This is a genomic window from Vreelandella mediterranea, from assembly GCF_970647075.1.
In genome coordinates this window covers 1,037,111-1,059,469 of sequence record NZ_OZ310198.1, presented here as the reverse complement: position 1 = coordinate 1,059,469, position 22,359 = coordinate 1,037,111, and the positions used below count along the sequence as shown (strand labels likewise).

The 22,359-nt window shown below is 61.0% G+C and carries 15 protein-coding genes; 6 read left to right on the top strand and 9 right to left on the bottom strand.

The features are described 5' to 3' along the window. Positions 1–79: 79 nt before the first annotated feature. From ACWFVE_RS04940 to ACWFVE_RS04925, 4 genes are all read right to left on the bottom strand, one after another. Positions 80–4,906 carry an NAD-glutamate dehydrogenase gene (locus tag ACWFVE_RS04940; protein ID WP_447528179.1) on the bottom strand — a complete coding sequence of 1,609 codons (4,827 nt, stop codon included), beginning with the start codon at positions 4,904–4,906 and terminating at the stop codon, positions 80–82. Positions 4,907–5,057: 151 nt separating this feature from the next. Next, entirely contained in the window at positions 5,058–6,161 is a 1,104-nt protein-coding gene (trmA, locus tag ACWFVE_RS04935; protein WP_447528178.1) for a tRNA (uridine(54)-C5)-methyltransferase TrmA, read from the bottom strand. A 39-nt stretch (positions 6,162–6,200) separates the two neighbouring features. After that, a complete protein-coding gene (gene murI / locus ACWFVE_RS04930) occupies positions 6,201–6,986 on the bottom strand; it encodes a glutamate racemase (RefSeq protein WP_447528177.1) in 786 nt (261 codons plus the stop codon). Between the two features lie 100 nt (positions 6,987–7,086). After that, complete coding sequence (locus tag ACWFVE_RS04925) at positions 7,087–7,632, bottom strand: hemerythrin domain-containing protein (protein WP_447528176.1); 546 nt, start codon at positions 7,630–7,632, stop codon at positions 7,087–7,089. Positions 7,633–7,885: 253 nt separating this feature from the next. On the opposite strand from ACWFVE_RS04925, the gene ACWFVE_RS04920 reads away from it, so the two are divergent. Continuing rightward, positions 7,886–9,220, top strand: a complete 1,335-nt coding sequence (locus ACWFVE_RS04920; protein ID WP_447528175.1) for a replication-associated recombination protein A — start codon at positions 7,886–7,888, stop codon at positions 9,218–9,220. Between the two features lie 59 nt (positions 9,221–9,279). Here ACWFVE_RS04920 and lolA read toward each other — a convergent pair whose 3' ends face one another. Both lolA and ACWFVE_RS04910 read right to left on the bottom strand, forming a co-directional pair. After that, positions 9,280–9,933: an outer membrane lipoprotein chaperone LolA gene (lolA, locus tag ACWFVE_RS04915; RefSeq protein WP_447528174.1), complete on the bottom strand. Its 654-nt coding sequence runs from the start codon at positions 9,931–9,933 to the stop codon at positions 9,280–9,282. A 247-nt stretch (positions 9,934–10,180) separates the two neighbouring features. Next, complete coding sequence (locus ACWFVE_RS04910; RefSeq protein WP_447528173.1) at positions 10,181–13,636, bottom strand: DNA translocase FtsK; 3,456 nt, start codon at positions 13,634–13,636, stop codon at positions 10,181–10,183. Positions 13,637–13,825: 189 nt separating this feature from the next. Between ACWFVE_RS04910 and aat the strand changes: the two genes are divergently transcribed. The 3 genes from aat (at position 13,826) to infA (ending at position 15,674) form a co-directional block, all read left to right on the top strand. Continuing rightward, positions 13,826–14,572: a leucyl/phenylalanyl-tRNA--protein transferase gene (aat, locus tag ACWFVE_RS04905; RefSeq protein WP_447528172.1), complete on the top strand. Its 747-nt coding sequence runs from the start codon at positions 13,826–13,828 to the stop codon at positions 14,570–14,572. A 21-nt stretch (positions 14,573–14,593) separates the two neighbouring features. After that, positions 14,594–15,328: an arginyltransferase gene (locus ACWFVE_RS04900; protein WP_447528171.1), complete on the top strand. Its 735-nt coding sequence runs from the start codon at positions 14,594–14,596 to the stop codon at positions 15,326–15,328. 127 nt (positions 15,329–15,455) lie between these two features. Then, positions 15,456–15,674, top strand: a complete 219-nt coding sequence (gene infA / locus ACWFVE_RS04895) for a translation initiation factor IF-1 (protein ID WP_007111068.1) — start codon at positions 15,456–15,458, stop codon at positions 15,672–15,674. A 125-nt stretch (positions 15,675–15,799) separates the two neighbouring features. Here the strand turns inward: infA and clpA are convergent, their stop codons facing one another. From clpA to ACWFVE_RS04880, 3 genes are all read right to left on the bottom strand, one after another. Further along, positions 15,800–18,073: an ATP-dependent Clp protease ATP-binding subunit ClpA gene (gene clpA / locus ACWFVE_RS04890; protein ID WP_447528170.1), complete on the bottom strand. Its 2,274-nt coding sequence runs from the start codon at positions 18,071–18,073 to the stop codon at positions 15,800–15,802. Between the two features lie 163 nt (positions 18,074–18,236). Continuing rightward, positions 18,237–18,560, bottom strand: coding sequence for an ATP-dependent Clp protease adapter ClpS (clpS, locus tag ACWFVE_RS04885; RefSeq protein WP_447528169.1), 324 nt, complete (start codon positions 18,558–18,560; stop codon positions 18,237–18,239). Positions 18,561–18,771: 211 nt separating this feature from the next. Continuing rightward, the gene (locus tag ACWFVE_RS04880) at positions 18,772–21,006 is read right to left on the bottom strand and encodes an NADP-dependent isocitrate dehydrogenase (RefSeq protein ID WP_447528168.1); all 2,235 of its coding nucleotides are present in this window, start codon (positions 21,004–21,006) and stop codon (positions 18,772–18,774) included. Between the two features lie 239 nt (positions 21,007–21,245). Here ACWFVE_RS04880 and ACWFVE_RS04875 point away from each other — a divergent pair, with 239 nt between their 5' ends. Both ACWFVE_RS04875 and ACWFVE_RS04870 read left to right on the top strand, forming a co-directional pair. After that, a complete protein-coding gene (locus ACWFVE_RS04875) occupies positions 21,246–21,860 on the top strand; it encodes a pseudouridine synthase (RefSeq protein WP_447528167.1) in 615 nt (204 codons plus the stop codon). Continuing rightward, positions 21,857–22,294 carry an NUDIX domain-containing protein gene (locus tag ACWFVE_RS04870; RefSeq protein WP_447528166.1) on the top strand — a complete coding sequence of 146 codons (438 nt, stop codon included), beginning with the start codon at positions 21,857–21,859 and terminating at the stop codon, positions 22,292–22,294. Before ACWFVE_RS04875 ends, ACWFVE_RS04870 begins: the two co-directional genes overlap by 4 nt. The last annotated feature ends 65 nt before the right edge of the window (positions 22,295–22,359 follow it).

Below are 22,359 nucleotides of genomic sequence, written 5' to 3'. Positions count from 1 at the left end.
CCCGGCGCTTTTACAAGGGCTCATACAGCACAAAAAAAGCGCCCCGCTGAGCGGGGCGCTTTCGAGCTTGAAAGCCTTTTTAGCCTTCGCTGCCGCTTTCGGCCAGATCCACCAACTCGCGAACGGCGACGGCGAAGAGTGCAAAGCCGCCCTCGGTGCCACCGTGCACCTCCTCGACCAGGCTACGCCAACGGCTGTGCAGGTCCTTGTGCTGCTCGAGCCACTGATCGACCAACTCTTGGGTATCGCGGCTGCCGGCGTCCATTTTCAGCACGCTGATGGTCAGCGCCAGCTGCTGACGGTCGATGTCATCGCGGAAGGTTTCCCGCGCCTGGGCCTGCCAGGCATCGCGCACCTCGAGCTGGGTGACCTGACGCGTCATCCAGGGAAGCTCCAGGCGATTGCCGATCTCATAGAAGACCTCGGCAACGCGCTGGGGTTTTTCGTTGGTGGTGCGCGCGGCATAGATGATGCCGAGCCCGGCGTAGAGGCTCGGCGCGCCGGCAACGGTGGATGCCAGCGTTTCGGGTACGCCCTCTTCCTGAAGCTGATCGCGGCGCTGTTGCCACTCCTCCTGCTCATCGCCGCTCAAAAGCTCGCCAATCCCTTCCTGAAGCTGGGTCAAGCGCGGGGCGAAGTACTCGATGGTGTCCTGGGTGGAGAGCCCCAGGTGCAGGCGCACGAACCAGCGGGTGGCACGGCGGATCAGACGCATCAAATCGAGCATCATGGCGTACTGCACGCGGTTGGGCACCTGGTTGTCCAGCGCCTCGATCTGCTCCCAAAGCGCCTTGAAGTTGAACGCGTCACGAGCGATGACGTAGGCGCGGGCGATATCCGCCCGGCCGGCGCCGGTGGAGTCGATCAGCCGGCGCATGAAGACGATGCCCATGTGATCGACCAGGTCGTTGGCCACCTGAGTAGCGACGATCTCACGCTTCAAGCGGTGCTCGTACATCTCGTCCTGGTAGCGCTCGACCAGTATGGAGGGGAACAGGTGCTCCAGGTAGCGGTGGACATAGGGGTCATCGGGGACGCTGGACTGCACCAGGTCGCCCTTCAACGTGCTTTTCGCGTAGGAAATCAGCACGGAGAGCTCGGGCAGGGTCATGCCTTCGTTGTTGCTTGCGCGCTCTTTGAGAATCTCGTCCGAGGGCAAGAACTCGAGTTCACGGTCGATCTGACCGGCGCTTTCGAGTTCGCTGATAAAGCGCCGGTACGGGCCGGACCCCTGACGCGACAGCCGTTCGGAAAGATCGATCGCCTGGGTTTGCCGGTAGTTATCCAGAATGACCAGCTCGCCTACTTCGTCGGTCATTTCCGCCAGCAGTTCGTTGCGCTGCTTGTCGGTCATGTCGCCACGCTTGACGATCTCGTCGATCAATATCTTGATATTGACCTCGTGATCCGAGCAGTTCACGCCGCCGGCGTTATCGATGAAGTCGGTATAGACGCGCACGCCTTTACGCGCGGCTTCCATCCGCCCGCGCTGGGTCAGACCGAGGTTACCGCCCTCGCCGACCACGCGGCAGTTGAGCTCGTTGCCATTGATGCGCAGGCCATCGTTGGCCTTGTCACCGACATCGGCGTCCGTTTCGCTGGAGCCCTTCACGTAGGTGCCGATACCGCCGTTCCAGACCAGGTCCACTTTCGCCTTGAGCATCGCGTTGATCAGATCCACAGGTGAGAGCTTCTCGGCCTCAATGCCGAAGACCTGGGCCATCTCCTCGGTAATCGTGATCGACTTCGCGCTGCGGCTGAAGACACCGCCCCCTTTGGAGATCAGCTCCTGGCTATAGTCTTCCCAGCTCGAGCGCGCCATGTCGAACATGCGCTTACGCTCGGCGAAGGCCGCCTCGGCGTCAGGATTGGGGTCGACGAAGATATGCAGATGGTTGAACGCGCCGACCAGCTGGATCTTGTCGGAGAGCAGCATGCCGTTGCCGAACACGTCGCCGGCCATATCGCCGATGCCGACCACGGTGAACAGGTCGCGCTGGGTATCCAGATCCAGATTCTTGAAGTGACGTTTAACCGACTCCCAGGCGCCCTTGGCGGTAATCGCCATCTTCTTGTGGTCGTAGCCGTTCTCACCGCCGGAGGCGAAGGCGTCGCCCAGCCAGTGGCCGTACTCCAGCGAAATAGCGTTGGCGATATCGGAAAACGACGCCGTGCCCTTGTCTGCCGCAACCACCATATAGGTGTCGTCATCGTCGTGGCGTACCACGTTTTGCGGCGGCACGACGGTGGTGCCGTCGAGATTGTCGGTCACGTCCAAAAGCGCACGGATGAACGTCTGGTAACAGGCGATCCCCTCTTTTTGCTGGGTTTCGCGGTCAGCGTCTTCCGGCATGCGTTTGCAAACAAAACCGCCCTTGGCGCCGACCGGTACGATGACCGAGTTCTTGACCTGCTGCGCCTTGACCAGGCCCAGTATTTCGGTGCGGTAATCCTCGAGACGCTCGGACCAGCGCAGCCCGCCCCGGGCGACCTTACCGTTGCGCAGGTGCACACCCTCGACCCGCGGCGAGCACATGAAAATCTCGTAGACCGGGCGCGGCTTGGGCATACCGGTGACTTTAGTGGGCTCGAGCTTGTAGGCGATATAGTCCTTGAAGCCGCCCTCCGGGGTTTTCTGGTAGTAGTTGGTGCGCAGGGTCGCGTTGATCAGCTCCATCATGCGGCGCAGCAACTGGTCATCGCTGAGACTCGCCACGCCTTCGAGGTGCTCGATCAGCCGCGCTTCGCAATCCGCTGTATCGTGGGATTCGGCTTCGGGGTCGAAGCGCTGCTTGAAAAGCGCGACCAGGGTCTGGGTAATCTCGGGATAGCTTGCCAGGGTCGTCGCGATATAGGCCTGAGACATACCGAAGCGAATCTGCTTGAGATAGCGGGCGTAGCCACGCAGCATCGCCACTTCGCGCCAGTCCAGCCCCGCGCCGAGCACCAGTCGGTTGAAGGTGTCGTTGTCCGCTTCGCCCGCCCAGATACGCTGAAACGCTTCGCTAAAGACATCGCGCATTTGGCTCATGTCGACGCCGCTGCGGGTGTGCTCGAGCTCGAAGTCGTGAATCCAGTAGCGCTGTTTGGGGCCGTTGATATCGTAGGGGCGCTCGCCCAGCACGCGAAGGCCGAGGTTTTCCATCATCGGCAGTACATCGGACAGCGGTATCTGATCATCCCGATGGTAGAGTTTGAGGTTCATGCCGCCGGCCTGCTCTTCCATCGGCCGGTAAAGCGACAGCGAGAGCTTCCTGTCGCCTTCGAGCGCTAGCAGGTGCTGAATGTCGAACACCGCCGTGCGCGCGTTGAAATCCTCCCGGTAGCTTGCCGAGAATGCCTGCTGGAACTCCCCCATCAAGCTATTGGTGCGCTCTTCGCCAAAGCCTTCGGTCATGGCTTCGAAGAGCTCGTCGCGCCAGCTGCGCGCCAAGCGGGCGACCTTTTTCTCCAGTCGCTTCAGGTCGTACTCGCTGGGCGCGTCGCCCTTGAAGCGCAGGATCAGCTGGATGCGCGCCAGCACCGACTCCGAAAGATAGGTGTTGAAGTCGCCAAAGCGCGCGTCGAGCTCGTCGCAGAGCATGGTCTGAATGCGCTGGCGAAGATCCGTGGAGAACACGTCCCGCGGCACGAACACCAAACACGAGTAAAACTTGCCACTCACGTCGGTGCGAATGAACAGACGCACCTGGCGGCGCTCGCGAATATTCAGGATACCCAGCGCGGTTTCGGCCAGCGCCTCGGTGCCGATCTGGAACAAATCATCCCGCGGAAAGACTTCCAGCACCTGCAGAAGCTGTTTACCGTTGTGGCCCTGGGGGTTGAAGCCCGCAATGTCCATCACCGCTTTGAGCTTACGGCGCAAAAGCGGAATGTTGCGCGGCGATTCGTTGTACACCGTGGCGGTGAACAAACCGAAAAAGCGCCGCTCGCCGGTCACGTTACCGTCGTCGTCGTAGCGGTCGACGGTAATGTAGTCCGGGTAGGTCGGCCGGTGAACGCGGCTGTGGTGCGCGCTCTTGGCAAACGAGAGAAGCTGTGGCACCAGCACGAAGCCTTGGCCGTCTTCGTCCACGCCCTCTTCGGTGCGGATGCGCTCGCGATAACGCGCCTGGTTGAGGCGGAAAACCCCCAGCACGCTCTCGGGGTCGCGTTGGAGCTCACCGTCGCGCAGGTGGTACTCGTCGTAGCCCAGGAAGGTGAAGTTGTCCTTCAACAGCCACTCCAAAAACGCGATCGCCTCTTCGTGGTCGTCCGGGTCGACCTGGGGTGGGCAGTTCTTCTCGAGCTCCTGGATCGCCGAGGTGATCTGGTTACACATGGGATCGAAATCATCAACGGCGGTGCGCACGTCGCGCAGCACGTTGTTGAGCTTCTCTTCCATGCTCGAAAGCGACTGGCGGTCGGTGTGGCGGTCCACCTCGATGACGATCAGCGACTCCTTCGCTTCCGGCGCGTCGACCTCGCGGGGCGAGGTGAGCGTCTCGAGCTGATCGCTCGCGTCGCGGGCCACGGCGAACACCGCGTTTTGAATCGCGTGGACGGTCAAGCCCCGGCGGTTAAGCTCGATACGCACCGAATCGACGAGAAACGGCATGTCCTCGTGCAGCACCGCCACGAAAGTATGGTTGGACTGCCAGCCGTGCTCTTCGAAATCCGGGTTGAAGATACGCACTTTCGGGCTATCCGGGTCGTGGTACTGCAAAAATTGCCAAATCGAAAGCGTGGCGCCGTAGAGGTCGTCCAGTCGGCGGTTAACGAAATCTTCCACCGGTACGGTCGCGTAAAAGTGCCGCGCGAAGGTTTCTACCTGGGCCGCCCGGTCGGGTTCCAAGCGCGCCTCCAAGCGCTCTTGCAACTGCTTTAAAAGATCTTGCCGACTCTCTTCACTCGCAACGTAGTGCATCCATCACCTCGATTGCTGGGCCCTTGGGCCGAAAAACGAACAGTTACAGGCCGTAAGGCCACGATACCGGTTAGCTTACGCGAATAGGCCGCGCCGCCCTACTGCTGTATCAATTTGCTTATAGAGTATGTCGCTTTCGCATTACGCACGCCTAACGGCGCTTCAAGATCACCCCACACTCGCAGTGATGGGTGAACGGAAACTGATCGAACAGCGCAAAGCGCTCGATCGTGTGCGTTTTGGTAAGCGTTGTCAGATTATCGGCAAGCGTTGCCGGGTTGCATGAAATATAGACGATCTGATCGTACTCGCTGATCTGCTCGCAGCTTTGCTGATCGAGCCCCGCGCGCGGCGGGTCGACCAGCACGGTCGAGAAGTCGTAGGCGTCCAGGTCCATCTCGGCCACGCGCCGCCCGATCTTCTCGCCTTTCAGCGCCAGCGAAAAGTCCTCCGCCGACATGCGCGCAACGAACGCATTCTCGATGCGATTAGCGTCGATATTAACGTTAGCACTTGCAACCGACGTGCGGGAGATTTCCGTGGCCAGCACGCGGCGGAAATTCTGCGCCAGCGCGATGGTGAAATTGCCGTTACCACAGTAAAGCTCGACCAGGTCGCGCTCGTTCTGCCCGGTGGTGGCCTCCATCGCCCAGCCAAGCATCGTTTGGCAAATATGCGCATTGGGCTGGGTAAAGCTGTTTTCCACCTGCTGGTAGTCGAACGTGCGCCCGTTGACGTTCAGGCGCTCCCAGACGTGGTCGCGGGTCAACACCAGGCGCTGCTTGCGCGAGCGCCCGATGATCATGATACCAAGCGCGGCCTCGAGTGCGCGGGCCTCGGCCTCCCAGGCCTCGTCCAGCGGGCGATGATAAATCAGCGTGACCAGCGCCTCGCCGCTTAGCGTGGTGAGAAACTCCACCTGAAAAAGGCGTTTGCGCAGCGTGTCGCTTTGCAAAAACGCCTCTCTGAGCTTGGGCATCAGCTCATTGATGCGCTCGCTTGCCACCAAAAACTGATCCAGGCGCACGACCTTCTTGTCCTTGGGGTCCTCGGGATTGACCTCGAACATAGCGTAGTAAAGGTCGTCGCCTTCATGCCAGATACGAAACTCGCAGCGCTGGCGGTAGTGGCTGGGCGGCGACGGATACACCTCCAGCGCGGGCGGTGAAAACGGTGCGAAAAGCGCCTCGACGGAGACACGTTTGTCTTTGAGCTGCTCGTCATAGCGTTGGGGGTCGACAGCGGGAATAGCCAAAACGGCTCCTTATACATTAATCAGAAACGCCCCGGGCACTCAGGGCAGCCGTAAACATTGGGGGGGCTTGAAGCCAAAATCGGCAAAACCGGCGGTCAGGTGGCCGGCCGTGGCGGTGGTAAAGCAGCGCCCATCGAGCGGGCCGGTCGAGCGCGGGGCAACGTCGAAGACGCGACGGGCGATGGCATCGCCGGAATCGACCCAGGTAAGCGCGGTGGGCGCCAGCTCTTCGAGCAGCGGCTTTAAAAGCGGAAAGTGGGTACAGCCGAGCACTACGGTATCAAGCGGTGGAGACGCTTCGAGCGCCTGCCACAAAGGCGCCAGCGCACGCTGGATGCGCGCTCGATCGACAGGGGTTCCGGCAAGCCAGGCCTCGGCTTCGACCACCAGCGCGTCCGCGGCTACCCTGGTCACCAGGCAGTCGCTGGCAAAGCGCTCGATCAAATCCTGGGTATAGGGGCGATTGACCGTTGCGCTGGTGGCCAACAGGCCAATATGGCGGGTTTGGCTCAAGCGCGCGGCGGGCTTGATCGCCGGTACGGTGCCAATCACCGGAATATTCAGCGCCTCGCGCAGCCCGGCGAGCGCCAGGGTGCTGGCGGTGTTGCACGCGACCACCAGGGTACTCGCCTCACAGGCGCTTACCGCCGCCTGGCAAACACGCAGAATACGCCGGGCCAGGGTGACATCGTCGCGCACTCCGTAGGGCAGCCAAGCGTTGTCGCAGGCGTAGCACATGGCCGTATCGGGTTGGCGTCTGTAGAGCGAGCGAGCCACGGAAAGCCCGCCCACGCCGGAATCAAAAATCAGGATAGGCCCGCTCATTGCGCCCCGCCCGGCCTGAGAGATGGGTTAGCCACAGCGCCCTCGAGTGTTTAAAAAGACGCCAGTTTAACACGCCCGCAAAGCCTGGGCGCGAACGCCGCTATACGGCGGGCACGTCGGCGCCGCGAAGCTCGTCGTAAAGTTCCGGATAGGCATCTTGCAGGCGCTCGAGTTCCTGCTGCGCTTTGCCGGGAAGCGCCTGGCTTAGCTCTTCCAGGTCCTCTTGAGTGAAGTACTTGTCGATCAGCGGAAAAAGCTTTTCACGCTCGTGGCGAAGGTAGCTGCGGTGGGCATCCAGGTAGGTATTCAGGTCATCGCTAAAGCGGTCCATCGGCAGCACGTTATCCATCAAAATCATGTCGATATCGTCGGAAAGCTGCGCAAGGCTCGGCTTCAACTCGCGGTAGTCGCTGGCCATTTTCTCCATGAAGGGCAACTCTTCCGGTGCTTTCTCTTCGAGGCGCTCCACACAGATTTTCTCCAGGGGCGTGGCGAAATCATTCATGTAGGACAAAATGTAGTCGACGACTTCGCGCATCAGGTTGAAGTTGGGCCGTTCGCCCTGCGCCAGCGTTTTCTGCTTGAGCTGAAGCACATGAAGCATTCGTGCCATATTGGCATGATCCAGACGCAACTGATTTAACATGACGATCTCCTTGAGGTGTGGTCGAGCCTTTTGCTTCAACGCCCTGTAAAAGCCCTAAAAACGCGCTGGGGAGGCAGTTTCTACTACGCTAATGAACACGATAAGATTGAACATGCGCCCGGCCGGGCGGCTTTGCAAATGCGGTGATCAAAGGCATTGCGTTACCAGATTACGTCCTAAAATAGCCTGCCGCAACGCGCTTTGCCATAGCCCCAAGCCTGGGCCCGACTGACACCGGAAGACGGAAGTAGACATGGACCTTTTTGAAAGCGCCTTTGAACCACCTGCCGAGGGCGCTCCGCTCGCCTTTCGTATGCGCCCACGTCACCTGGACGACTACGCGGGTCAACAAGCGCTGGTCGGCCCCGGAAAACCACTGCGCCAGATGGCCGAATCGCAAACGGTGCGCTCGATGATTCTCTGGGGCCCACCCGGCGTCGGTAAGACGACCCTCGCCGAGCTTCTGGCGCGCGCCTCGAGCGCCGAGCTCGAGCAGCTAAGCGCCGTGATGGCCGGCGTCAAGGAGATTCGCGGCGTCGTCGAGCGCGCCCGACAAACCCGGGCGCAGACGCTGCTCTTTTTGGACGAGATTCACAGGCTCAATAAAAGCCAGCAGGATGCGCTGTTACCCCACGTCGAATCCGGGCTTTTGACGCTGATCGGCGCGACTACCGAAAACCCCTCTTTCGAAGTGAACTCGGCGCTTTTATCGCGTACCCGGGTATACGTGCTCAAACCGCTCAGCCAGGAGGAGCTGATCGGCGTGATGCGCCAGGCACTGGAGGATACCGAACGCGGCCTGGGCCGGCGTGCGATCGACCTGGAAGAGGGCGTGCTGGAAGCCCTGGCCCACGCCGCGGCGGGCGACGCGCGCCGGGCGCTGGGTCTTTTGGAAACCGCCTGCGACTTTACCCGGCAAGAGGGCGAGCGCGAAGTGCTGCACAAGCAAGCCCTGGCGGATGTGATCGGCCACCAGTCCAGCGCCTTCGATAAACAGGGCGACGGCTACTATGACCTGCTCTCGGCAATTCACAAGTCGATCCGCTCGTCGCGCCCGGACGCCGCGCTTTTATACATGGCGCGCTTTATTCAGGGCGGCGGTGACCCGCTGGACGTGGTGAGACGACTTAGCGCCATCGCCTCGGAAGATGTGGGCAACGCAGACCCAAGGGCGCTTCCGCTGGTGATCGCCGCCTGGGATGCCTATTTGCGGCTGGGCGATTATGAGGGCCAGCGGGCGATTGCTCACGCGGCGATCCACCTGGCGGTAGCGCCCAAGAGTAACCGCATCGACCGCGCCTGGAACGCCGCGCAGCAGTTCGTCAAAAACCAGCCCCAAGTGGATGTGCCAAGCTATTTGCGTAACGCTCCGACCAAACTGATGGAGGAACTCGGCCACGGCGAAGGCTATCGCTACGCCCACAACGAACCAAGCGGCTACCCGGCGGGCAGCGCCCACGACTGCTGGCCAGACGCGCTACCCAATACGTGCTTTTTCGAGCCCAGTGATCATGGCCAGGAAAAGCGCTTTGCCGAGATCATGGCCTGGCGCGAAGCCCAGGACGCAGAAGCCGATCAGGCGCCCTGAGGCGCCTGATCGGTGGTTGCTGATATCAAAACAAAGAGACGCGCTGGACGCGTTTCGGGTCAGTAACTTTCGCGAATCACATCGGTGCCTTCGGGGATTTCGAAATCGAACAAACTGGTGTCGATACGCCCGTTTTGAACCACGTTGTTGAACGCAATCGCGGTACGCTGGCCGGTGCTGTCGGTCATTAGAAGCTCGGTCAGGGTCTCGCCCTCGAACACCATGCTCAGTTCTTCGAACAGCGTATCGTTGGAGGTCGGGATCAGCGTAAAGATATCCTCGCCCCCCTCCTGCTCATAAAATACGTCGTAGCTTTCGGTCAGATCAACGGTACTGCCCGAGAGCAACAGCGCCGGCGTGTGCGAGACGCGGTTATCCATCGCCTGCACGGTTACCTGCTCCAGATCCGGGTCGTACAGATAGACTTCATCGCCATCGGACACCACGACCTGGGCGTAGGGTGCTTCGACTTCCCAGCGCAACATGCCCGGGCGAGAAAGCCACATCTCACCACGCGCCTGCTGCAAGCGCTCGCCCCCGCTGCCGCTGATTTGCTGCTCGAAAGACGCCTGATAGCTCTCCAGCGGTTCGAGGCGCTCGGTGAGACGCTCGGCGGCGTCGTCGGCAAGCGCCAAAGGCGATGCAAAGCCAAGGCCCAGCGCGCTGGCGGCCAGCATCAGCGAAGAAGAACGTCGAGTATCTGTGTCGCTCATAACCTTACTCCCTAGGCAGTGTTGCCAAATAGCGGTCGTCCTCGAATGAGTCAATACTCAAACGGGCAAGTACTTAAATTGATAAGTACTTAAATTGGTAAGCACTTAAAATGATTAGTACGCAGTGCCGCGTTAATGCTTGATTGGCAGGACTTTTAACGTCCTTGTTCATACTCAGACGCATCTTACGCCCCGGGGTTTCATCCGGGGCGCGACTTTCACGCTTGTTGCACGATTGCCCGCGTCGTTACTGGCCAACCGGCGGCGGCGCCAGCACTTCTCGGGCACCGTTAGAGCCCATCGACGACACGACTCCGGCGCCTTCCATGGCTTCGACCAGGCGCGCGGCGCGGTTGTAGCCGATCTTGAAACGGCGCTGCACGGCAGAGATCGAGGCCTTGCGGGTCTCGGTGACGAACTGCACGGCTTCGTCATAGAGCGCATCCTGCTCGGCATCGTCATCACCGCCCCCCTCAGCCTCGAGCCCGGCCAAGGCGTCCGCCGAGACACCGCCGGAGAGAATCTCATCGATATACTCGGGCTCGCCGCGACGCTTCCAATCTTCCACCACCCTGTGTACCTCGTCGTCGTCCACGAAGGCGCCGTGCACGCGGTTGGGCGGCCCGGAACCGGCGGGCAGGTAGAGCATGTCGCCGTGGCCCAGCAAGCTCTCGGCGCCGCCCTGATCGAGAATGGTGCGCGAATCGATGCGTGACGAGACCTGAAACGCCATGCGCGAGGGAATATTGGCCTTGATCAGACCCGTGACCACGTCCACCGACGGGCGCTGGGTAGCCAGAATCAGGTGGATACCGGCGGCCCGGGCCTTCTGCGCCAGGCGCGCGATCAGCTCTTCCACTTTCTTGCCGACGATCATGAACATGTCGGCAAATTCGTCGATCACCACCACGATATAGGGCAGCTTCGCGAGAATCGGTGGAGTCTGGTGCATCTCCCAGGGCTGGGGTTCCCAAAGCGGGTCCGCCACCTGGGCGCCGGCGCGCTCGGCCTCATCGAGACGGGCGTTGAAGCCGGCGATATTACGCACGCCCATCGCCGCCATCAGCTTATAGCGCCGCTCCATTTCGGCCACGCACCAGCGCAGGCTGTTGGCGGCCTCTTTCATATCGGTGACCACCGGCGCCAGCAAGTGTGGAATGCCGTCGTACACCGAAAGCTCGAGCATCTTTGGGTCGACCATGATCAGCTTGAGCTCATCCGGCGTGGCCTTCATCAGCATCGAAATCAGCATGGCGTTGACGCCCACCGATTTACCCGAGCCCGTAGTACCCGCTACCAACAGGTGGGGCATCTTGCCCAGATTCGCCACGACCGGGCCGCCGCCGATATCCTGACCCAGCGCCATGGTCAAAGGCGAGCTCTCCTGCTGGTAGCGCTCGGAGTCGATCACTTCACGCAGGCGAATCATCGCCCGGTGCGGGTTGGGAATCTCGATACCCACGGTCGGGCGGCCGGGAATCACCTCGACCACGCGTACACTCTTGACCATCAGCGAGCGCGCCAGGTCCTTGGCCAGATTGCTGATCTTGGAAACCTTCACCCCCGGTGCAGGCTTGATCTCGAACCGGGTGATGACCGGACCCGGCCAGGTATCCACGACCTCCGCCTTCACGCCGTAGTCGCGCAGGCGCACTTCCAAAAGCTCCGCCATGTCCGAGAGCTCCTGGTCGGAGTAGTTGGGCTGGTGCGGCTCCGGCGGGGTCAGAAGCTGATAGCTCGGCACATCGCCTTCGGGCTCGTCCTCGGTCTCGAACGCCGGGCGCTGGTTTTGCAGGTGCTCGACGGTCCAGAGCGCTGGCCCGGTATCCGGCTCCTGGGCTACCCGCTCCGAGGCGAAGGTGGGTTCCTGGCGCGTGGGCCGCGGCGCTACCGGCGGCTCCGGGGCGGGCTCAGGCTCTTCGTCATCCTCCCACACGGGTTCCGGGACTACTTCGGGCACTCGTTGAGCGCCGCTGGCCGGTGTGGGCTGTGTTTCGCGCGCGGGCGGGGCATCCGGCGTCTCATCGAACGCTTCATCGTCATACGGCGCGTCGACGTACTCGTCATCGATATAGAACCTTGAATCGCTGGCCGGCGCCGCCTCGAATTTAGAGGCGCGTAGCGGTAGTGGCTCATCTTCGGCCTCGTCGGCGCTGGATGGAGCAGCTACTTCGCGCTCGGGCATGGGCGGCTCGAACGGCGGTGCTTGCTCAGCGGATTCGGCGTCGTAAAACGGCGCGGCTTCATTGAACGGTGCAGCGCGGTCCGGCGCGGTGTCATCTGTCGTCGCAGCGTCGGCTGCCGCAGCATCGGCTGGCGCAGCGTCGGCTGGCGAAACTTCGTCGCGGGCGGAGATCGCGAAAGCATTCGAGGGCCGCGGGCTTTCAAACGCCGATACCGGTTCAGAAACGGCTGGCTCAGAAGCGGCCGGCTCGCTCTCTTCTTCATCGAGCGCCGCTTCCGGCGGCTGTACAAAGGCGGCCGGGCGCTCGGTCTCGGGCTCTTGTGGCGTGGGCGCTTTTTCGGCGGCCTCCTCCGGCGCTACGTCGGGCTCTGGCGCCACGGCAGGTGCCGGTGCGTTCTGCTGCTCCTCGTTGGGGGCCCAGGCGGCCGGGCGCGGCGGCTCCTCAAGGGGGGGCTCAGCTTTGGCAGGTGTCGCGGGGGCCGGCTCGGGATCTGCTGGCGCCACGGGGCTTGCTTGCTCACTTGGCGGCGGGATAGTGCCGGCCGCGACCTCCCAGGGAATCGAGGTGTCGGTGATCTCTTCGGCCTCAGGTTCCTGCTCGAAGGCCATCATGCTGGGCTCGCGGCGGCTGCCCGGGCGTGCGGGTTTGGGCGTTGGCGCCTCACTGCGCGCCGCCACGGGCACCTCTTCTTCTTCCTCGTATGCCGGCGCCTGGTCGTCGCGCTCCTTGCGGGTGCGCTCCTTGAACTTGCGCTTGGCTTCTTTGGAGGCGGCTTGGACCGCGGCGCGGTCTTCGCGTTTTTGCTTACCTCGAGCGCGGCGCTCGCGTAGCGAGCCGCCCAAACGACAAAGCCGCTTGCCCAGCTCATCGGCAACGTTGAGCCAGGACATGCCGGTAAACAGTGGGAAGCCGATCAGAATCAGCGCGGCGGCGATAAGCCCTACCCCGCCGCTACCCACGAGCGGTCGGAGCGTGCCGACCAGCCCCTCGCCCAGAATACCGCCAGAGGCGTAGGGCAAAATGCTTTCCGGGTGATAAAAGTGCAGCGCCCCCAGCATGGTGGTGCCGAACATCAAAAGCACCAGCCCCCCGGCGTGCACCGCAATGGCGACCGGGTCGAGCTCGAAGCGCACCTGGCGCGAGCGCATCAGCCACCAGGCGGCAAACCCGAACATGCCGGGCCACCAAAGGGCACTGGCGCCTAACAACGAGTAGAGTACGTCGGCAAGCCAGCCACCGACCGGGCCCATCCAGTTGCGCACGTCGGTTTCCGGCCCCTGGTAGGACCAGCCCGGGTCTTCCGGCTGATAGCTAAATAGCGCCAGCAATAAAAACACGCAGAGCGCGAGCAGGACCACCACCACGCCTTCGCGCATGGAACCTTGCAGGCGCAGGCCAAAACGCCGCGCCTTATCCTTGGCGGCTTTGACCCGGGCCGATTGAGCCGGCTGGGCCGACGATGAAGGTCGACGCGAACCGCCCTGCGTTCGCTTGTCTACCGTCTTGTTTACTTTCAAGCGATTCTCCCTTTACACCTGGTGGCGTCGTTAATCCACTTGCGAGTTTGCATCATACCGAGCATCCTTTCGCCATCACAGCGCTTGTCGTCAGGCGTTGGTCTCTTTAAAGACGCTACCCGGGCCTTGTTGATTCAAAGGCTGTTTATTTAAAGGCCACTTTTTACAAAGCCATAAGGAGCCCTTTTGATGCTGCCCTGGCTCTCCTCGCCAACGCCTGCCTTCCCGGATACGGCCAGCGCGCTCGACGTGCCCGACGGGCTGCTTGCCGCCGGTGGCGAGCTTTCTCCTCTCTGGCTGGTCGAAGCCTACCGCCGGGGGATCTTCCCCTGGTACAGCGATGACGACCCGGTGCTTTGGTGGAGCCCCGACCCGCGCATGGTCCTCGTGCCGGCGGCCTTCAAGCTGCGGCGAAGCCTGGCCAAGCGGTTACGCAATGGTGGCTTTAGCGTGACGCTGAATCAACACTTCGAACAGGTAATTAACGCCTGCGCCGCTCCCCGTCAAGGCGAGCCGGGTACCTGGATTAACCCCGAAATGCGCCTGGCCTACCAGCGCCTTCACGCCCTCGGCATTGCCCATAGCATCGAAGTTCACCGCGACGGCGAACTTGCCGGGGGGCTTTACGGACTGGCCATGGGGCCGGTGTTTTTTGGCGAGTCGATGTTCTCCCGCGCCCCGGACGCCTCCAAGGTGGCGCTCGCCCACCTGGCGCGCGCTATGGTTGAAAACGGCGGCGCGCTGATCGACTGTCAGATGCACACCCCCCACCTGGAGCGTTTGGGCGCCGCCCCCATCGCTCGACAGACCTTCGTAGGCTATCTTGAACAGTGGCTGCCGAAAAACGCGTTCAGCCTATCGCCAGGCAGCCACGCAGCACCGAGCGTGCCAGCCTCGCCCTGGCTTGCCGCCGTGGCCACCTCTGATAGCCGTTAGCCCCCTTACAAGGAGACCGCCGTGAGTAGCAGCACTCCCCGCGGCCCGGCCCGCGATCTACGCTTTTTTTTGACCGTGCCCCACGGCTGTAGCTACCTGCCTGATCAAAAGGCGACCACCCTGTTTCTCGACCCCAAAGAAGCGCCGACCGGGAGCGTTTACCAGGCCCTATCGCTGCTGGGCTTTCGCCGCAGCGGGCGCCATTTATACCGCCCCCACTGCGAGGACTGCCAGGCATGCCGGTCGGTGCGCATACCGGTAGCTCATTTCGAGGCCAATCGCACTCAACGCAAGATCCTACGGCGAAACGCCGACATTACCACGCGCGTGGTGCCCGCCCGCTTCGATAACGCCCACTACGCGCTCTACGCTCGCTACATTCGCGAGCGCCACAGCGACGGCGACATGTACCCGCCGAGCCAGGAGCAGTATCGCACCTTTTTAACTCTCGACGAGCCCTACGCGCAGCTTTTAGAGATGTACCTGGACGATACGTTGATCGGCGTAGCCGCCTTCGATGAACTCGAACACGGTCTTTCGGCCATCTATACCTTCTTTGAAACCGACGAGACGCTGGACCGACGCTCCCTGGGAACGCTTGCGATCTTACGTTTGATCGAACATTGCCATGAAAAAGGGCTGACTCACCTTTACCTTGGCTACTGGATCGAAGAGTGCCGAAAGATGCGCTACAAGCAGGCTTTTTCACCGCTCGAGGTGCTCGATGGGCGCCAATGGCGCTCGCTCATTCGTTAAAATGGCGCGCTTTTTTGCCTTGACGCCAGGCTTGCGGCACAATATAGCGCTGCTCGCCCAGCCCTTGTACACTACGAGCGCTGCTTAACTGCGATTAATGACGTTAAATAAGTGAGGATTTGCCTATATGGCACGCGAAGACCATATTGAAATGGAAGGCGTTATTGTTGATACCCTTCCCAACACCATGTTTCGGGTCGAACTCGAAAACGGCCACGTGGTGACGGCCCATATCTCGGGCAAGATGCGTAAGAACTACATCCGCATCCTGACCGGCGATAAAGTCAAGGTAGAGCTTACGCCCTACGACCTGTCCAAGGGCCGCATCGTTTACCGTTCGCGCTAAACACCGGCGCTCCCTGCTTTACGCAACGTAAAGCCACTTGGGCAATTCTCCATACGGCGCCTTAACATGACAACGCCCCGTCAATGACAGGGCGCTGTAGGTTGGCTTATCGCTTTGCTGTCCTGCTACGGGGCGTCAGCCATCTCGGACTCGGTCGAAAGCGAAAGCTCGCCCTCTTCCAGGCTTACGTGCACCGTACCGCCGTGCTCGGCCAGCTCGCCGAATAGAATCATTTCGGCCAGCGGCTTTTTCAGCTTTTCCTGGATCAGGCGGGCCATGGGGCGCGCACCCATATCCGGGTCGTAGCCCTTGTCCGCCAACCAGTCTCTTGCCGCATCGTCCACCTCCAGCTGAACGCGCTTCTCGTCAAGCTGCGCTTGAAGCTCGATCAGGAACTTGTCGACCACATTGCGTACCACAGAAACCGGCAGCGAGCTGAACTGGATGATGCCGTCCAAACGGTTGCGGAATTCCGGCGAGAACGTGCGGCGAATGACTTCCATGGCATCCGTGGTGTGATCCTGGGTCTGGAAACCGATCGAGCGGCGAGCCGCCTGCTCGGCACCGGCGTTCGAGGTCATGATCACGATCACGTGGCGGAAGTCCGCTTCGCGGCCGTTGTTGTCGGTCAAACGACCATGGTCCATGACCTGCAGCAGCAGGTTGAACACTTCCGGGTGGGCTTTTTCGATCTCGTCGAGCAGCAGCACACAGTGCGGCTGCTTGTTGACCGCCTCGGTCAGAAGCCCGCCCTGGTCGTAGCCCACGTAGCCCGGCGGCGCACCGATCAACCGTGAAACGGTGTGACGCTCCATGTACTCGGACATATCGAAGCGCACCAGATCGATGCCCATGATGTGCGAGAGCTGCTTGGCGACTTCGGTTTTACCGACACCAGTGGGGCCTGCAAACAGGAAGCTACCCACCGGCTTGTCCGGCGCCTTGAGACCGGCACGCGAGAGCTTGATCGCCGCCGAGAGCGAATCGATCGCCTCGTCCTGACCAAACACCAGCATCTTGAGGTCACGGTCGAGCTTTTCGAGCTGCTTACGATCCGAGCTCGACACGCTTTTCGGCGGAATGCGCGCGATGGAGGCGACCACCGCCTCGACCTGATCCACATCGATGGTATCCACGCGCATCTCGGACGGCAGCATGCGCTGGTGCGCACCGGCTTCGTCGATCACGTCGATTGCCTTGTCTGGCAGAAAGCGGTCGTTGATGTAACGATCCGCCAGCCGCGCCGCACTCTCGAGCGCACCGTCAGTGTACTTGAGTTCGTGGTGCTCCTCGAAGCGCGAGCGCAGCCCCTTGAGAATCTTGATGGTGTCATCCACCGAGGGAGCCGGCACGTCGACTTTTTGGAAACGGCGGGCAAGCGCGCGGTCTTTCTCGAAAATACCGCGAAACTCCTGAAAGGTGGTCGAACCGATACAGCGAAGCTCGCCGGACGAAAGCAGCGGTTTGAGCAAATTGGAAGCGTCCATGACGCCCCCAGAGGCCGCCCCCGCACCGATCACCGTGTGGATCTCGTCGATGAAGAGAATCGCGTTGGGCTGCTTTTTGAGCTCGCCCAGAAGACTTTTCAAACGCTTCTCGAAGTCGCCCCGGTACTTGGTGCCGGCCAAAAGCGCGCCCATATCCAATGAATAGACGACACCGTCGGCGATGACATCCGGCACGTCCTCTTCCACGATGCGCTTGGCAAGGCCCTCGGCGATGGCCGTTTTGCCCACGCCCGCTTCACCCACCAGCAAGGGGTTGTTCTTACGGCGGCGGGCCAGAATTTGCACCACGCGCTCGAGCTCATGGTCGCGCCCGATCAACGGGTCGATCTTGCCAAGCCTGGCCTGCTCATTGAGGTTGCTGGCGTAGCCGGTAAGCGGGTGCGCGGCGCCTTCGGCGCTGGTTTCTTCCACGTCCTCGCCTTCCTGCTGGGAGGCATTAGGCGCGTTGTGACCAGAGACCTTGGAAATCCCATGGGCGATATAGTTGACGGCATCGACTCGAGCAACGTTTTGCTGCTTGAGGAAATAAACGGCCTGGCTCTCCTGCTCAGAGAAGATAGCCACGAGCACGTTGGCGCCATTGACTTCGCTTTTTCCCGATGACTGGACATGGAATACCGCGCGCTGAAGCACGCGCTGAAAGCCGAGCGTCGGCTGCGTTTCGCGCTCGCTCTGGCCTTCGGGAATCAAAGGTGTTGTCGAATTAATGAAATCCTGCAGATCGGACCGCAGCTTGTCGAGGTTTGCCCCGCACGCTTTTAGCACGTCAACCGCCGAGGCGTTGTCCAATAGCGCTAAAAGCAGGTGCTCGACGGTCATGAACTCGTGGCGCTTCGAGCGAGCCACGGTAAAGGCCGTGTTCAGGGTCAGTTCAAGTTCTTTGCTCAGCATGGCAGTCCCCTTTTCGCTACTACCCAAGGTGGTTTATACCCGGGACTTGCGTCGGATCGGTGTAATCGATCGGCACTTTCAACATCGGGTACAAATGCCCCGCTTGCAAGCCCCGCTGCCACTTTTTTTCAACGCACGGCGCTTTAATGCGCTCGTGGGTCGATCAGTCGGCGGCTTCGATATCGCTCATAAGCGGGTGTTCGCATTCGCGGGCGTATTCATTGACCTGATGGCTTTTCGTCTCCGCGATATCGCGGGTAAAAATGCCACAGGTCGCTTTGCCTTGGGTATGCACGGCGAGCATGATCTCAACGGCTTTTTCATTATTCATATTGAAAAAGCCCTGGAGCACTTCGATGACGAACTCCATGGGGGTGTAGTCATCGTTGTGCAGAATCACTTTATATAACGGCGGCTGAGCGACTTCGGGCTCCGAAGCCTGCACATCCAGGTCGTCGTCATACTCGGGTCTATCCGGGCGCGTCATACCCAAAACCAGACTATTTAGACAAGGGCTTTGAAAGTTGGTCATAAAGCTTGGCGTATCGTCTCTGTGCTGACAGGCGGATGTTGCAAGCAGGTTTGCTCTAAGACGCCCAGAGTCAGCAAGGGTTCATGGAAAAGACAAAATTATCACACTGGATAAAACAAAAAACCCCCGCCCGCCGAGCGGACGAGGGTTGTGACCACTAAAGCGTTTAACCCTTGGCGACGATGGCAAGTGCGTCGTTCAGGGTTTGGCTCGGGCGCATGGCCTGGCTTGTAAGCTCGCGGTCCGGGTGGAAGTAGCCTTTGATGTCGACCTTCTTACCCTGGGCGCCGTTGAGCTCGTCCATGATTTTGGACTCGTTGTCGCGCAGCGTTTTCGCAAGCTTGGCGAACAGCGATTGAAGTTCGGCGTCCTGGTCTTGGGCGGCCAGCGCCTCGGCCCAGTACATGGCCAGGTAGAAGTGGCTGCCGCGGTTGTCGATTTCGCCGGTCTTGCGCGAAGGCGACTTGTTGCTGTCCAAAAACTCCCCGTTGGCTTCGTCCAGCGCCTTGGCCAGCACCGTGGCGCGCTTGTTGCCGAAGGTGCTACCCAGGTGCTCAAGGGAGGCGGCCAGGGCCAAAAACTCGCCCAGCGAATCCCAGCGCAGGTGGTTCTCTTCGATGAGCTGTTCGACGTGCTTGGGCGCGCTTCCGCCGGCGCCGGTTTCGAACAGACCGCCGCCGTTCATCAACGGTACGATCGAGAGCATCTTGGCGCTGGTGCCAAGTTCCATGATCGGGAACAGGTCGGTCAGATAATCGCGCAGCACGTTACCGGTGACTGAAATGGTGTCCTCGCCCTTGCGGATACGCTCGAGCGACAGGTTCATCGCCTCGACCGGCGCGAGGATACGGATATCCAGACCGTCGGTGTCGTGATCGGCAAGGTAGGTCTCGACCTTCTCGATCAGCTTGGCATCGTGGGCACGATTAGCGTCGAGCCAGAAAATGGTCGGCGTGCCGCTTTCTCGCGCCCGGTTGACGGCAAGCTTTACCCAGTCCTTGATCGGCGCGTCCTTGGTCTGGCACATCCGCCAGATATCGCCGGCTTCCACATCGTGGCTAAACAGCGTCTGGCCGTTTTCGTCGGTGACGACCACGGTGCCATCGGCGGGAATGTGGAAGGTCTTGTCGTGGGAGCCGTACTCCTCGGCTTTTTGGGCCATCAGACCCACGTTGGGCACGCTGCCCATGGTGGTCGGATCGAAGGCGCCATTTTTCTTGCAGTCCTCGATCACGCTCTGGTAGATGGTCGCGTAGCAGCGGTCCGGAATCACCGCTTTGGCGTCCTGGAGCTCGTCACCCGCGTTCCACATCTTGCCGGAATCGCGAATCATGGCCGGCATGGAGGCGTCGATGATCACGTCACTGGGCACGTGCAGGTTAGTGATGCCCTTGTGGGAGTTGACCATCGCCATCGGCGGGCGTTCTTTGTAGAGCGCGTCAATGTCGCTCTTGATCGCTTCAGACTGCTCGGAAGGCAGTTTCTCGATCGAGTTGTAAAGATCGCCCAAGCCCGACGCCGGGTTGAAGCCGGCCAGTTTCAGCGCACCGGCATGCTTTTCGAGTACGTCTTTATAAAACTCTTCGACCACGATACCGAACATGATCGGGTCGGACACCTTCATCATGGTGGCTTTTAGGTGCAGCGAAAACAGCACGTTACGCTTTTTGGCGTCCTTGATTTCACTGTCGATGAAGTTGCGCAGTTTACGGCTGCTCATCGAGGCGGCGTCGACGACTTCGCCCTCGAGCACTTTCAGGCTTTCCTTGAGTACCGTCGCCGTGCCGTCTTTTTGCTTGAGCTCGATCTTGAGCGAGCCCGGCGCCTTGATGACCGCGGACTGCTCGGTGGCGTAGAAGTCGCCCTCGCTCATGTGCGCCACGTGAGAGTCGGAATCCTTGCTCCACTCCCCCATGCGGTGCGGGTACTTGCGCGCGTAGTTCTTGACCGACTTCGGCGCTCGACGATCCGAGTTGCCCTCTCTGAGCACCGGGTTTACCGCGCTACCCTTGGCCTTGTCATAGGCGGCCTTGATGGCTTCTTCGTCGGCGTTTTGCGGCTCGTCAGGGTAGTTCGGAAGATCGAACCCCTGGGATTGCAGCTCCTTGATGGTCGCCTTTAACTGCGGGCCCGAGGCGCTGATGTTGGGCAGCTTGATGATGTTGGCTTCTGGCGTAGTGGCAAGCTTGCCAAGCTCGGCGAGGTCGTCGCTGACGCGCTGCTCGCTGCTCAAACGGTCGGGAAACTGCGCCAGTACGCGAGCAGCCAGGGAAATATCGCGGGTTTCCACTTCCACACCGGCAGGGTCGGTGAACGCATCGATAATCGGTAACAGCGAGTAGGTCGCAAGCGCGGGGGCTTCATCGGTGAGCGTATAAATGATCTTCGGCGTTTCGGACATTTTGCGTTAACCTCGTTTCTGTCGCTGTGACTAAAAAATTCCAGGCGGCTTACTCATCGAGCTGCGCCGCGAAGAGTTTGAGCACGGCGCGTTTGCCACGGCCATCATCGCGGCGTTTTCGATAAAAGCGGCGCGAAGGCGATGATGCCATTCCAACGTTTAGTATTTGTGTATTTCCGCGCTGTACTTTACTCCTTTATGCGATTGTCGACAAATTCACCCCGCCACAAGAGAGCCCGATGAGCACGCTCTATCTTCTGCACAAGCCCTATAAGATGCTGTCCCAGTTCACCGACACCGAAGGCCGCGCAACGCTTTCCGATGTGATCGATGTACCCGGGGTCTACGCGGCGGGCCGGCTCGATTACGACTCTGAAGGGTTATTGCTACTAAGCGATGACGGCGCGCTGATTCACCAGATCGCGCACCCCCGCCACAAGCAACCCAAGACCTACTGGGCCCAGCTCGAAGGGGTGATCGACGATAAAGCGCTGGCCGCGCTCAGAGCGGGGGTCACGCTCAACGACGGCCCTACCCGCCCGGCCAAGGCGCGGCGCATCAACCCCCCGGCTATTGGCGAGCGCACCCCGCCCCTCGACCCCAAACGCCACCCGAACACCTCGTGGCTCGAGCTCACCATTACCGAGGGGCGCAACCGCCAGGTACGCCGCATGACCGCCCACGTGGGCTTTCCTACGCTTCGCCTGGTGCGCGCCGCCATCGGCGCCTGGCGCCTCGATGATTTAGCGCCGGGTCAGTGGCGAAAAGAGACCCTGCACGCCCCTAAGGCGCCCCAAAAGCCCGGCGGATACAAGCGCCCTGGGCAAAAACCGCGGAGCAAAAAAACGTCATGAAACGCATCCACGCCACCGCCGCCTGCGTGATCGAGCAAGATGGGCGCTACCTGATGGTCGAGGAGGAGCGTGGCGGCCCGACCACGCTTTTCAACCAGCCTGCGGGCCATATCGAGCCCGGCGAGGGGCCGATGGCGGCGGCGCTGCGCGAAGTCGAAGAGGAGACCGCCTGGCGGGTACGCCTAACCCATTACCTGGGGCTTTGGGTCTTTCACACTGCGGATAAAACCTTTCATAGCCACGGCTTTATCGCCACGTCGGACACCCACCTGGCAACGCCGCTGGACGCCGACATTCACGCCACGTACTGGCTGGCGCTTCACGAAATAAAAACCCTCGAGCGCGCGGGAAGGCTTCGAAGCCCGCTGGTGGTCAGGCGGATCGAGGCCGCCCGCGCCGGGCATCACTACCCGCTAAGCGTGATCAGCGAGTGAAGCACTCGAAGCGCCAGGCCCGCATCGTGTATAATCGCGGCCAATTGCATACCACTTTACGAGGA

Coding starts and splice junctions, on each gene's coding strand:
- ACWFVE_RS04940 (WP_447528179.1), bottom strand. CDS start 4,906: ATGCACTACGTTGCGAGTGAAGAGAGTCGGCAAGATCTTTTAAAGCAG.
- murI (WP_447528177.1), bottom strand. CDS start 6,986: ATGAGCGGGCCTATCCTGATTTTTGATTCCGGCGTGGGCGGGCTTTCC.
- ACWFVE_RS04925 (WP_447528176.1), bottom strand. CDS start 7,632: ATGTTAAATCAGTTGCGTCTGGATCATGCCAATATGGCACGAATGCTT.
- ACWFVE_RS04920 (WP_447528175.1), top strand. CDS start 7,886: ATGGACCTTTTTGAAAGCGCCTTTGAACCACCTGCCGAGGGCGCTCCG.
- lolA (WP_447528174.1), bottom strand. CDS start 9,933: ATGAGCGACACAGATACTCGACGTTCTTCTTCGCTGATGCTGGCCGCC.
- aat (WP_447528172.1), top strand. CDS start 13,826: ATGCTGCCCTGGCTCTCCTCGCCAACGCCTGCCTTCCCGGATACGGCC.
- infA (WP_007111068.1), top strand. CDS start 15,456: ATGGCACGCGAAGACCATATTGAAATGGAAGGCGTTATTGTTGATACC.
- clpA (WP_447528170.1), bottom strand. CDS start 18,073: ATGCTGAGCAAAGAACTTGAACTGACCCTGAACACGGCCTTTACCGTG.
- clpS (WP_447528169.1), bottom strand. CDS start 18,560: ATGACGCGCCCGGATAGACCCGAGTATGACGACGACCTGGATGTGCAG.
- ACWFVE_RS04880 (WP_447528168.1), bottom strand. CDS start 21,006: ATGTCCGAAACGCCGAAGATCATTTATACGCTCACCGATGAAGCCCCC.
- ACWFVE_RS04875 (WP_447528167.1), top strand. CDS start 21,246: ATGAGCACGCTCTATCTTCTGCACAAGCCCTATAAGATGCTGTCCCAG.
- ACWFVE_RS04870 (WP_447528166.1), top strand. CDS start 21,857: ATGAAACGCATCCACGCCACCGCCGCCTGCGTGATCGAGCAAGATGGG.